This window comes from Hoeflea sp. TYP-13, assembly GCF_040932035.1.
In the GTDB taxonomy this organism is placed as follows: domain Bacteria; phylum Pseudomonadota; class Alphaproteobacteria; order Rhizobiales; family Rhizobiaceae; genus Hoeflea_A.
Genome location: NZ_JBFRBB010000002.1, coordinates 1,010,183 through 1,022,786 on the forward strand (window position 1 = coordinate 1,010,183; position 12,604 = coordinate 1,022,786).

The 12,604-nt window shown below is 57.7% G+C and carries 8 protein-coding genes; 1 reads left to right on the forward strand and 7 read right to left on the reverse strand.

Annotation, left to right across the window (positions count from 1 at the left end):
- Window positions 1-3 precede the first annotated feature (3 nt).
- From ABVT35_RS14940 to ABVT35_RS14950, 3 genes are read right to left on the reverse strand one after another with little or no spacing between them, the layout of a single operon-like run.
- The gene (locus tag ABVT35_RS14940) at window positions 4-927 is read right to left on the reverse strand and encodes an aldo/keto reductase family oxidoreductase (RefSeq protein ID WP_368467385.1); all 924 of its coding nucleotides are present in this window, start codon (window positions 925-927) and stop codon (window positions 4-6) included.
- Window positions 924-2,927, reverse strand: a complete 2,004-nt coding sequence (locus ABVT35_RS14945) for an acetyl-CoA carboxylase biotin carboxylase subunit (protein WP_368467386.1) — start codon at window positions 2,925-2,927, stop codon at window positions 924-926. Before ABVT35_RS14945 ends, ABVT35_RS14940 begins: the two co-directional genes overlap by 4 nt.
- Before the next feature lie 11 nt (window positions 2,928-2,938).
- Entirely contained in the window at window positions 2,939-4,471 is a 1,533-nt protein-coding gene (locus ABVT35_RS14950; protein ID WP_368467387.1) for an acyl-CoA carboxylase subunit beta, read from the reverse strand.
- 134 nt (window positions 4,472-4,605) lie between these two features.
- Here ABVT35_RS14950 and ABVT35_RS14955 point away from each other — a divergent pair, with 134 nt between their 5' ends.
- Window positions 4,606-6,024, forward strand: coding sequence for a short-chain fatty acyl-CoA regulator family protein (locus ABVT35_RS14955; protein WP_368467388.1), 1,419 nt, complete (start codon window positions 4,606-4,608; stop codon window positions 6,022-6,024).
- A 9-nt stretch (window positions 6,025-6,033) separates the two neighbouring features.
- On the opposite strand, the gene ABVT35_RS14960 is transcribed toward ABVT35_RS14955, so the two are convergent.
- From ABVT35_RS14960 to ABVT35_RS14975, 4 genes are all read right to left on the reverse strand, one after another.
- Entirely contained in the window at window positions 6,034-7,377 is a 1,344-nt protein-coding gene (locus ABVT35_RS14960) for an FAD-dependent oxidoreductase (protein ID WP_368467389.1), read from the reverse strand.
- 178 nt (window positions 7,378-7,555) lie between these two features.
- Window positions 7,556-10,213 (reverse strand): TRAP transporter large permease subunit, encoded by a 2,658-nt coding sequence (locus ABVT35_RS14965; protein WP_368467390.1) that lies wholly within the window; start codon window positions 10,211-10,213, stop codon window positions 7,556-7,558.
- A gap of 13 nt (window positions 10,214-10,226) precedes the next feature.
- Window positions 10,227-11,219, reverse strand: coding sequence for a TRAP transporter small permease subunit (locus tag ABVT35_RS14970; RefSeq protein ID WP_368467391.1), 993 nt, complete (start codon window positions 11,217-11,219; stop codon window positions 10,227-10,229).
- A 218-nt stretch (window positions 11,220-11,437) separates the two neighbouring features.
- Window positions 11,438-12,520 (reverse strand): TRAP transporter substrate-binding protein, encoded by a 1,083-nt coding sequence (locus ABVT35_RS14975; RefSeq protein ID WP_368467392.1) that lies wholly within the window; start codon window positions 12,518-12,520, stop codon window positions 11,438-11,440.
- Window positions 12,521-12,604 lie beyond the last annotated feature (84 nt).

A 12,604-nucleotide genomic window follows, 5' to 3' on the forward strand; every position in this document is an offset into this window, starting at 1 on the left:
TCCTCATGGCATCCGCTCGCCGAGGCTGGCTTCGAGAATGTCGTACCAGTCGCGGCGGTTCATATTGATGTCGAAGGCGCCGGCAGCCGCCCGGATCCGCTCCGGCGACTGGGTGCCCAAAATGGGGACGATGCCGGCCGGATGAGCAAGCAGCCAGGCAAGGGCAACGCAGTCCCTTGTCGAATTGTTGTCGCCCGCAATGCGATCGATCACGGCAATCAGATCCGGGAAGCGATCGGGCGATCCTCCAGGCGCAATGCCCGTTGCCAGCGATCCTCCTGCGAGAGGCGACCAGGCCATTGGCAACATGGACGCACTCTGTGCGTGATCCAGGACTCCGTTAAACAGTGTTTCCGTACACCATGCGGAGATTTCCGGCTGCGTTGCAACAATAGGCTCATCGAGAAAGTGCTGGAGCGCGCGGGTCTGCTCAAGTGTGTAGTTGGAAACGCCGACTGCACGCGCTTTACCACTCCGCACCAGCTCGCCAAGCGCCTCAGCCACCGCAGCATGACCGGTCAGGTTGTCCGGGCGATGAACGAGAAACAGATCGACATGATCGCAGTTCAGCCGCTGGAGTGAGGCTTCGCAAGAAGCAATCAGATGCTCTGCTGATGAATTGTAGGGCAATGGCGGAGTGATGCCGCCCTTGGTAACCAGAACGATGTCATCTCTCAGCGACTGACGTTCGGCAATCAGTTTTCCGAGCATTGCCTCGGCAGCACCGAATCCGTCGCCTCCGAAGCCGTATACCGCCGCCGTGTCGATCAGATTGGCGCCGATTTCGAGCGCGGCATCGATCTTTGCGGCAACCTCTGCCTGCGGCGCGCCCGGCAATCGCCAGCACCCGTAAGAAAGGCGTCCGATTTCACGCCCCAGAAATGTGTCCTGCCTGTCAATTGCCAGGGGACTTTGGTCCGGTGTCACGCCTCGAACTCCATAATCACTTCGTCGACTGCAAGACTGTCACCCACGCCAACCGGGATTTTTGCCACCTTCGCGGACCGTTCCGCCCGCAGTACGTTTTCCATCTTCATGGCTTCGACAATCGCCAGCGCCTGGCCTTCCTGCACCTGCGCGCCTTCTTCGACATGCAGCGCCACAACCAGTCCCGGCATCGGGCAAAGCAGCATGTTGGAAGTGTCGGGCGGCAGTTTTTCCGGCATAAGGGCAGCCAGTTCCGCAACACGGTTGGAAAGAACCTGAACTTTCTGATCGACACCACGATGCCGGAGACGGTAACCGCCCGGCACAGGATCGACCTTGAAGGCTGTCGGCAGTCCGTCAATTGACACCTTCGCAAGCGTGTCGCCGGGCTGCCAGTCAGTCAACAGGCGCTGCGGCGATCCCTCACCGATCGTGACAACATATTCGGCGCCGTCACGCTCCAGAATGGCGCGTGTGTTTTCGCGATCCAGGCGCACGGTCTTACCCGAGTTTGCAGCCCCGTTTTCGAACCGGTCTTTACTCGCACTGGCGCCACGTTCGCGCTCGATCGCATCAAGCACCACGGCAACAGCCGAAAGGTCCTTGCTCATCTGGCAATCGACTTCGACACCGTGAAAACCGTCCGGATACTCCTCCGCAATGAACGCCGTGGTGATGTTGCCCGACCGGAAGCGGTCATGATCCATAACCGCCGACAGGAACGGAATATTGTGACCGATCCCTTCCACCTCGAAATGATCCAGCGCGTCGGACATCTTTTCGACCGCGGTGTTGCGGTCTTCCGCCCAGGTGCAGAGTTTTGCGATCATCGGATCATAGAACATCGATATCTCGCCGCCCTCGAAGACGCCGGTATCGTTACGCACGATATGGCCATCGCTGCCCTCGCCTTCCTGTGGCGGGCGGTAGCGCGTCAATCGGCCGATCGACGGCAGGAAGTTGCGATAGGGATCTTCCGCGTAGAGCCGGCTTTCGACCGCCCATCCATTGAGTTTGACGTCTTCCTGGCTGATGGCAAGTTCTTCGCCGGCGGCAACACGGATCATCTGCTCGACAAGATCCACGCCGGTAATCAGTTCGGTGACGGGATGCTCCACCTGAAGCCGCGTATTCATTTCCAGGAAATAGAAATTGCGCTCCTTGTCGACGATAAACTCAACCGTTCCTGCGCTGGCATAGTCGACTGCTTTGGCAAGCGCCACGGCCTGTTCGCCCATTGCCTTCCGGGTCTCGGCATCAAGGAATGGAGACGGCGCTTCTTCGATCACCTTCTGATTGCGGCGCTGGATGGAACACTCACGCTCGCCCAGATAAATGCAATTGCCTTTTGTATCCGCCAGCACCTGGATTTCGATATGGCGCGGCTCGGTAACGAATTTTTCGATAAAGATCCGGTCATCGCCAAAGCTTGAGGCAGCTTCGGATTTGGAGCGCTCGAAACCTTCGCGCGCTTCCGCATCGTTCCAGGCGATGCGCATGCCTTTGCCGCCGCCGCCGGCACTCGCCTTGATCATCACCGGATAGCCGATGCCGGAGGCGATCTTGACGGCATGCTCCGCGTCTTCAATCAGTCCCATAACACCAGGAACGGTCGAAACGTCCGCATCGGCAGCGATTTTTTTCGAGGTGATCTTGTCGCCCATCGCCTCGATCGCACCTTTCGGCGGTCCGATGAAAGCGATGCCTTCGGCGGCAAGCCGTTCGGCGAATTCAGCGCGCTCAGACAAAAAGCCATATCCCGGATGTACCGCTTCGGCTCCGGTCTGCTTGCAGGCATCGATGATCTTGTCGATGACAAGATAACTCTCCGCAGCCGGGGCTGCACCGATGAAAACGGCTTCATCGGCCATATCGACGTGAAGTGCATTGCGGTCGGCCTCTGAATAGACCGCGACCGTGCCAATGCCCATCCGTTTTGCGGTCTTGAAGACCCGGCAGGAGATTTCGCCACGATTGGCGACGAGTATTTTCTTGAACATCAACCTGACCTCTAAAGCGGAATGTTATCGTGTTTCTTGGCTGGACCCTCGACCTGTTTGGTCTTCAGCAGCTCAAAGGCCCTTCCGATGCGGCGGCGGGTCGAATGCGGCATGATCACCTCATCGATAAAGCCGCGTTGTGCTGCGACGAACGGATTGGCAAACCGGTCTTCGTAATCCTTCGTGCGCTGCGCGATCTTGTCCGGATCGCCGAGTTCCGAACGATAAAGGATTTCGGTCGCACCCTTTGCGCCCATCACTGCGATTTCAGCCGTTGGCCACGCGTAGTTGACGTCGGCGCGAATGTGCTTCGAGGCCATCACATCATAGGCGCCACCATAGGCCTTGCGGGTAATGACCGTAACTTTCGGCACGGTTGCTTCCGCATAGGCGAAAAGCAGCTTGGCGCCGTGCTTGATGATGCCGCCATATTCCTGCGCGGTGCCCGGCAGGAAGCCCGGCACATCGACAAGGGTGAGGATCGGAATGTTGAAGGCGTCGCAATACCGCACGAACCGGCCCGCCTTCTTGGCACTGTCGATATCAAGGCAACCGGCAAGCACCATCGGCTGATTGGCTACAACGCCAATGGTCGAACCGTTCAGGCGGATGAAGCCGCAAAGGATGTTGCCGGCGAAATCCCTCTGTATCTCGAAGAACTCGCCCTCATCGGCAACCTTCACGATCACCTCGTGCATATCGTACGGCTTGTTTGCATTGTCCGGCACCAGCGTATCGAGGCTCATTTCGACACGGTCGTAGGGGTCAGGCGTTTGCCTGACCGGCGGCTTCTTGCGGTTCGAGAGCGGCAGGAAGTCGAACATCCGGCGCACTTCCAACAGCGCCTCCACGTCGTTTTCAAACGCCCCGTCGGCGACGGATGACTTTTTCGTGTGTGTCGATGCTCCGCCAAGCTCCTCGGCAGTGACGATCTCGTTGGTGACAGTCTTCACCACATCCGGACCGGTCACGAACATGTAGCTCGTATCCTTCACCATGAAGATGAAATCCGTCATTGCGGGAGAATAGACGGCGCCGCCGGCGCACGGGCCCATGATGACCGAAATCTGCGGAATGACACCGGATGCCTGAACATTGCGCCAGAAAACCTCGGCATAGCCGCCGAGCGAGGCAACGCCCTCCTGTATGCGCGCGCCGCCGGAATCGTTGAGGCCGATCAGCGGCACGCCGTTCTGCACGGCGAGATCCATGACCTTGCAGATCTTTTCCGCATGGGTTTCCGAAAGCGAACCGCCGAAAACGGTGAAATCCTGGCTGAAGACATAGGTCGGACGGCCGTTGATGGTTCCCCAGCCGGTCACCACACCGTCACCGGCAATCTGCTGGTCCTGCATGCCGAAATCGGCGCATCGATGCGCCTTGTACATGTCGTATTCTTCGAACGATCCTTCATCGAGGAGGACTTCCAGCCGCTCCCGCGCCGTTAGCTTGCCTTTAGCGTGCTGTGCGTCGATGCGGCGCTGGCCACCGCCCAGATGCGCCTCGCGGCGTTTTTCTTCCAGTTGTTCGATAACCTCAAGCATTTTGCCGCTCCCCGGGACCGCAGGATTTTGGATTCCTTCTGGTTTACAGTGCAGCCGGTTGCGACAAAAGGGTTGAAATAGCAACAAAGTTGATATAGCTAATTTTGCAAACTATAATTTGCAAAGTTGTAAAAATGCGTGCCAGAAAACTATTTATCGGTCTCAACATCCGCCGCATCCGTCAAGAAACCGGTCTTACTCAGGCGGATTTCGCCAAACAGCTCGGCATTTCAACGAGTTATCTCAACCAGATCGAAAACAACCAGCGTCACGTCACGGCGCCCGTGCTGCTGGCGCTCGCTGAAAACTTCTCGGTCGACATTGCCAGCCTTTCCGAAAATGACAGCGACCGTCTGCTTGCGGACATGGCCGAGGCCATCGCCGACCCGCTTTTCAAGGGCCAGCAGCCGTCCGCCCAGGACCTGAAACTGGTCACACAGAACACGCCCACAGTAGCACGTGCATTTTTGGCAATGCACCAGGCATTGCGGCGCGCCGGTGAGCAATTGGCTGAACTCGACGATACGCTGGAACGCTCCGGCGGCCTGAATGAGCCTACGCCATATGAGGAGGTCCGCGACTTCTTCCACTATCTCGACAATTACGTCCATGAGCTTGATATCGCGGCAGAACAGCTTGCCGGCGGACTAAAAGGCGCAACCCGCAACAGGGTCCGAACGCTGGCCGACCACCTCGAGCGCAATCACCGAGTGCGCGTTGCCATCGGCGGTGCCGCGACAGAGGCTGACGCCATCAGGCGCTACGATCCTGTCGCGCGCGTCCTGTCGGTCAATCCCAAGGCGACGCCTTCGACCCACGCGTTCCAACTGGCGCACCAGATCGGCCTTTTGGAACATGCCGACACCATGACCGCAATCATCGACAAGGCAAACTTCCACTCGCAGGACGCAGCGGCGGTCTGCCGGATCGGACTTGCCAACTATTTCGCTGGAAGCGCACTCCTGCCCTATGGCGAATTTCTCGCCGCGGCAGGCGAAGTCCGGCACGACCTGGAACTTCTGGCAGACCGGTTCGGTGCCAGTATCGAGCAGGTCGCGCACCGTCTCTCAACCCTGCAGCGACCCGGAAACAAGGGCATTCCGTTTTTCTTTGCCCGGGTGGATCAGGCCGGCAATATCACCAAGCGACACAGCGCAACGAAACTGCAATTTGCACGCTTCGGCTCTGCCTGCCCGCTATGGAACGTTCATAACGCCTTTGCCACATCGTCCCGCATACTAAGGCAACTTGCAGAGACGCCCGACGGCGTGCGCTATCTGTGCCTCGCAACCGCGGTGACAAAACCAAGCGGTGGTTTCCGCGATCCGGTCCAGCGCTACGCGCTCGCATTCGGTTGCGAAATCAAACATGCCGGCGCCCTCATCTACGCGGACGACCTTGACCTTGCCAGCGACACGGCCTTTGAACCGATCGGCATATCCTGCCGCATCTGCGAGCGATCGGACTGTCATCAGCGGGCAGTACCGCCGCTGAAGCGAAAGCTGTCGGTCGACCCCAACAGCCGCGACACGATCCCCTATTCCTTTGACTGAAGTGAGCTTCTATACGGCAATGTGATCAGCCACATGAATGGCAAGGCTGACGCCGGTCAGGGTCGGATTGACAGCCATTCTCGTCGGTATCAGTCCGTTGGTGGCGAGATAAAGATTGTCGTAGCCCCATACGCAGCCATTGTAGTCCGCAACGCCGGTGCCGTTGTCCAGCGCCGACATCCGGGTTGTACCGGTCATGTGCGCAAACCCGAAAGGCATCCACGCCGGATCGCAACCCTCCCGCAGGCGACCAATCAGACTGGCGATTTCACGCGCTTCCTTTTCCGCTCCCGTCATGCGGCCGAGATCAGCATCTGACAGGGGAACGTCGAACGTCACGCGTCCATCTTCGTGGAAGACGGCGCGTTTGTGTTCCTCATTGTCGACCGGGCATATGGATTGAATTTCGACCAGCCTGTTCGACGCAATCTCGGCATCCTCGCCTTCAGGTGTGAAAGGTGAAACATCGTGCAGGACAAGCGTATACCATTCCGCACGCCCGCCAGGGCGGATCTGCAGGCGCGGATCGACATCGGCGACACCGGCATCGGAACAGAATTCAGGTGCCACGACGATCTGGCAAACCGCCAGCGGGTGGTAGGACAGATAACGGCCCAGTGCTTTTGGACGAATACCGGAATGATACAATAGCTGCGGCGTCGAAATCGCCCCACCCGCGATCACATATGTGTCTGCCTCGACCGGGCCGGTTTCGGTCTCCAGTCGGCGAACAACATGACCGTCGGTAACAATCCGCTCAACCCGCCCATGATCGATGGTCACCCGGTCCGAAACGCCATTACCCGCATTCAGAATGTCAAACGAACCCGTGTAATGCAGCAAGCCGTCGTCCCGGAAACGGCCGGCCACCGGCAACGCTGTTGCCCTGCGTCCGGACGGGCCGGCATAGTCGTTGAGCACTGCACCAATTTTCTGCTGGCGGACCGAACGGTCCAGGCGGTCAGATTGCACTTCGAGATAGCGCTCAGCCAACCGGTACCGCTCCGACCACTTCTTATCGGTCATTGCATCCCACAGGGCGTCGCCGCGCGGGCACAGATTGGTCCAGATCACGCCCTGCCCGCCGATGGCACGCGTAACAGCGGCGCCCGGCAAAGCGTCCTGGTCAACGGTATCGTCAATAAACTCCAGATGGGCGGTGGCGGCCGGAAGATAGGTGTCGGGCTGCTTTAGAAATTGTTCGCTGTTGCGTAAATGCGAACCCGGCGGATCCGCAATAGCGGCTCCCTGTTCCAGCACAAGGACGCTTGCGCCCCTTTCCGCCAGTCGCCGTGCCGCCGCCATCCCGAGCGGGCCGCTTCCGACAATCACGACATCATGGGACACGGACATGGCAATACCCTTTGCACAAGTGGTGGTTACCATTACCGCATACGCTGCAACCTAAGGCAATATGCAGCCCTGCATTCTGCCTAAAAGTTGAGGCTGCGGTCACGCTTAATCAACGTAACCGCAGCCGGATTTTCATGTTGTAGCGAGAGATTTCGCCAGGACTTTCCGATCACCAAATCTAGAACTTCAGGGAAATATCCCTGTGATCTGAAGTACAGCCCGCAACATACAGTGCCTGTTCACGTGTGAGGCGGCGTTGCTGGCGGATGCCGATGGTCGGTTTGAGCACGTCCACATAGGCTGTCAGGCCCGGCTTAAGCGCTGTGTCCGCCTTTTCACGCCAGATCAGCTGTTCCTTGTACTCCTCAATCGCCTTTTCGATTTCAGCCAGGGCTTTCTCCTTGCTCGGTGTTTTGGAGCGAAGAGCGCGGCGGGCCTTTGACAGGTCCGATTTGATATCAGACGCACCTTCGATCTCACCGAATTTCTTCGACAGGGTACTGAGCGGTTCCGTCATGTCTGCCGGCTCATTGTTTTCAACATCACCACTGATCGCCTCGAGTTCCGGACCGAGCGCCTTGAATGCATCGAATGCATTGAGGCTGGCAACCAGTGCCGCGGCTGGCTCATAAGCTTTATCCGCGGTCTGGCGATACTGTCGGCGCAGGTCGTTTTCAGCCTCGATCAGGGCATCAAACTCGCCATAGGTTTCCTGCCAGTCACCCGGAATGGTCGCGGCTAGCGCCTCTCGGTCCGCCTGCAGTCTTGCCATGCGTCCCTCGAGACGTTCCTTCTGCGCCTCTTGCGACGGATCACGCAACCGCTCTATCAGCACTTCCAGATCCTCAATCCGGTCATCAAGTCCACGAATTTCGCGTTGTATGTTCCGGACTTTCCTGTGCGTAGGCTGGTAGTCGGCGGACGCCTCTTCGATTGCGGTGGCCGCGGCATCGGAATCGTCCAGCAGCTTGATGGCTTTTTCCACATTGCCAAAGCTGCCGGTGACCGATTTGGCAAGCTTGCTCGGCAGGATGCTGTAGTCGAGCTGGCTTACCTTTTCGACTTCACCAAGCAACTGGCCGCGCGTGCCGGCAAGTTCCTCGCTGATGAATTTCTCGACACAATAGGTCAGGCGCGGATTTCGCGGCGGCGGTGCCGTTTCAGACAGAAGCGCCACCCGGTTGGGCAGGTAGTTCACCAGCTGCGGCACCATGCCCACGATGACAAGCGCAATGAGCTGAATGCAGATAAACGGTATGACACCCTTGTATATCTGCAGCGTCTTGACCGCCGCTGGAGCAACCCCGCGCAAATAGAACAGCGCAAATCCGAATGGTGGCGTCAGGAATGATGTCTGTATGTTGAGGCCGATCATCACACCGAGCCATACGGCCGTTACGTTTGCCGACGGGTCGGCCAGCAGGATCGGCGCCACGATCGGAACCACGACAACGGCAATCTCGATGAAATCAAGGAAAAAGCCGAGCACAAAGATCACCGCCATGACGATGACGAACTTGGTCCAGAAACCACCGGCAATGCCGTTGAGGAATTCCTTCACCAGATGCTCGCCGCCAAAGGCCCTGAATGCCGCCGTCAGAATTGCCGCACCCAGAAGAATGATGAACACAAGCGAGGTGGTCTTGGCCGTTTCGATCATCACGCCCTGAAGCGTGTTTTCGATCTTGAACGAGCGCCATCCGCTCCACGCAAGCGCAACAATCAGACCGACGACCGCGAGCACGGCGAGTGTGACACCGGTCACATCGGCGCTTGTCTTTATGTTTTTGATATTCGTGTTGAAGGTCGTCAGGATGAACGCCAGCGCGACCAGCGACACGATTGCAAGGATTGCCGGATAGTAGGCGTTTTTGTGCCCGTCCCTCAGCCGGTAGCCGGCCATGATGAGTGCACCGCCCGCTCCGATCGCACCAGCCTGGTTGACTGTCGCGATGCCCGCGATAATCGAGCCCAGGACCAGAAAGATCAGAATCAGCGGCGGGAACAGCGACAACACAACCTTCCCGAGGAAGCGTGTGTCGAATTTGCCTTCATAATGAACCGGCGGTGCCGATTTAGGACGGATTGCCGCAAAGACCAGGATATAGACCATATAGAGGCCGACGAGCACGAGGCCCGGTACTATGGCTCCGAGGAACATTTCGCCCGCGCTGGTCGATCCGACATCAAATATGCTGGGCATTGTCAGTTCGCCGGTGGAATCCTTAAACAGCGTCTTGCGGGCCGTTCCTGCCTGGTCTGCAGCGCTGGTGAGCTGGTCGGCCAGAATGATCAGCACGATAGACGGCGGAATGATCTGCCCGAGCGTGCCGGAGGCCGCAATGGTACCGGTCGCTAGCTGCTGCGAATAGTTGTTACGCAGCATGGCGGGTAAGGAAATCAGCCCCATGGCGACGACCGTCGCACCGACAATCCCCGTCGTTGCAGCCAGCAATGCGCCCACAAAGACAACCGAAATGCCAAGTCCGCCGGGGATCGGACCAAAGAGCTGCGCCATGGTGATCAGCAGGTCTTCAGCGATCTTCGAGCGCTGCAGCATGATCCCCATGAAGATGAACAACGGAATGGCGATCAGCGTGTCTCGCTCGGGTTCCCAGTAGACCCCTCGAAGGTTGGTCACGCCAGCGCTCAGCCATTGCGATGGACCGCCCTGCGCAAAAAAGACATCCGTGTCGCCAACGAAAATATAGCCAAGGATCGCAGCGAGAAGAATGGTGACGATGGACGATCCCGGGAGTGCGAAGGCGACCGGATATCCGGACCCGAGCGCAAGCGCCATCAGCAGGACCAGAAGGGCGAGAAAATAAAGTTCCATGATCTAGCGGCCCCTACTGCACAATCGGCTCGTGGTCCACGTGCCCGGGCTCGCCGCGATAATCGGCTATGGCCTCCAGCAGGTAGCTAACAAATTGAATCATCATTGAAATGGCGAATATGGCCAGGAAACCGGCCATCATGTATTTCACATACATGCCGAAGCCGGCCTGGGTGACTTCAAAATTGAGCACCGGGCTGTTGATGATCGAAGTCTTCTGCCCCATGCCGACGATCAGGATTGTCCAGCAGAACACGATGCCCATCAAAAGCGTGCCGACGGCGTTGACCACCGCTTTCGTCTTGTCCGTGAAGGCGGCATAAAACACGTCAACCCGCACATGCCCCTCCTCCTGAAGCGTATAAGCGCTGGCAAACAGGAACAGCGCGCCATACCAAAAACGCACCAGGTCCGACATGAACGCCTGCTCATAGGAAAAAATAAACCGCAGGAAGACAATGCCGAGTTCGGCAATCACAATCAACAATGCCAACCAGTGAAACCCAAGCGTCCTGGTGAAGCAGGCAAGCAATATGCCGACAACCATGAGCGGCATGTGGAAGTACATGCCGCGAAACTGCGATCGGCCAAGCTGGCTGGTCAGCTCTTCGCCGAACAATCCCTCAAGCATGCCTTCAACGCGCATGAATGAAATGATCACATCGCCAACACCGACGATCAGGACACACCAGAAGGCCGCCCTGATGACGAACGTGTTGATAGCGGCAATGCGTTTGCCGTCTGTCCGCAGCGTGGTCGATCCGGTCCTCAGCACAAAGGCAAGCGAGGCGACAACTGCCAGCGGGTAAAGCACCAGCTGCACAAATCCGCCAAATCCGGAATTGCCGCTCAAGGGTGCGGCGGCACCCGGAAAACCAGCTCCGTGCGACAGGAAATTGTTGACTAAAAACACGACCATAATGGTCAGCACCGACCAGCCGAAAAATCGCACAAACTTTGAAAAAGATGTGGTCGGCTGCGTTTGGGCCGTTGGCGATTCCGCCATTGTTGTTCCCCCAGCTGGGTATTCTCAGGTCAGGGCATGAATCTGCCAAGCAATATCACGGAACAACCGATTCTACAGCCGGCTTGATCATGCGGGCAAATGGGCGTTGCCCCGCATCGCTCCTCAAGTGTGCTTCTGGAATGCCCTGACGAAGCTTCCTCCAAATGCGAGACGGGGCTGGCCCCGTCCCGCGAGCTTCGCGCCTCGTGATCTTGTTATTATTGATTGATCACAGCGTTACGTTTTTGGACATAGGCCGTATCGGACAGCTCAGTCCAGGCACCGAGTTCGGCGCGTTTTTCAAGCACGGCGTCGTAGATCTTCGTGGAAAGAGCGTCGAACTCGCGCGCTTCCTCGATAACCTCAGCGGCAGCTTCACCGAAGGCGTCATAGACGTCATCGTTGAATTCGCGCAGCTGAACGCCGTGATCATTGATCAGACGGTTCAGATACTCACCGTTGAAGGCGTTGGTTTCAGCCATGGTGCGTGCATTTTCTTCGTTACACGCTGCCTGGATGATAGCCTGCTCGTTTTTGGTCAGGCCTTCCCACCAGCCTTTGTTCATGCCGAAGGCGATCTGAGCACCCGGCTCATGCATACCCGGCCAGTAGTAGTATTTCGCTGCTTCATAAAACTTCATGAAGTAGTCGTTGTAAGGACCAACCCACTCGGTTGCGTCGATCGCGCCCGATACAAGGTTCTCATAGATCTGGCCGCCAGGCAGCGAGACCGGAGAAGCACCGAGTTTGGCCATGACGTCGCCGCCAAGACCAGGAATACGCATCTTCAGACCTTTCAGGTCGTCAGCGCTCTCGATTTCCTTGTTGAACCATCCGCCCATCTGCACGCCGGTGTTGCCGCATGCAAGGTTCTTGAGGCCGAACTGGTCTGCAAGTTCATCCCACAGTTCCTGACCGCCGCCATATTTGATCCAGGCGTCGATCTCGGTGTAGGTCATTCCAAACGGAATGGCTGTAAAAGGCGCCCAACCGGGGTGCTTGCCTTTCCAGTAGTAGTCTGCGGCAATATAAGCCTGGGCGTTACCCGAGGCGACTTCATCAAACGAATCGAAGGCGCCGACGCGTTCCCCTGCAGCAAAATACTGCACGTCGAGGCGACCATCCGTAAGTTCGCCAATGCGGGCTGCCAGGCGCTGGGCCGGCAGTCCAAGCCCGGGAAAGTCACGTGGCCATGTGGACACGATAACCATCTCTTTTTTGCCCTGTGCAAGTGCAGGTGCAGCGAGCGTTGAAGCAGCGCCGGCAATCGCAGCACCTTTCAGAAATTTACGACGTTCCATTAAAATCCTCCCAAAAAAGGCCTGTAGCAACGGATATTTATCCACCTGTTGCCGGGCCTGCATAGCATTTGACAACAGTTTCAC

Bases quoted from the DNA above. Each gene is read 5' to 3' on its own strand.
- ABVT35_RS14970 (WP_368467391.1), bottom strand. From the start codon at position 11,219: ATGGCGGAATCGCCAACGGCCCAAACGCAGCCGACCACATCTTTTTCA.
- ABVT35_RS14950 (WP_368467387.1), bottom strand. From the start codon at position 4,471: ATGCTTGAGGTTATCGAACAACTGGAAGAAAAACGCCGCGAGGCGCAT.
- ABVT35_RS14945 (WP_368467386.1), bottom strand. From the start codon at position 2,927: ATGTTCAAGAAAATACTCGTCGCCAATCGTGGCGAAATCTCCTGCCGG.
- ABVT35_RS14955 (WP_368467388.1), top strand. From the start codon at position 4,606: ATGCGTGCCAGAAAACTATTTATCGGTCTCAACATCCGCCGCATCCGT.
- ABVT35_RS14965 (WP_368467390.1), bottom strand. From the start codon at position 10,213: ATGGAACTTTATTTTCTCGCCCTTCTGGTCCTGCTGATGGCGCTTGCG.
- ABVT35_RS14960 (WP_368467389.1), bottom strand. From the start codon at position 7,377: ATGTCCGTGTCCCATGATGTCGTGATTGTCGGAAGCGGCCCGCTCGGG.
- ABVT35_RS14975 (WP_368467392.1), bottom strand. From the start codon at position 12,520: ATGGAACGTCGTAAATTTCTGAAAGGTGCTGCGATTGCCGGCGCTGCT.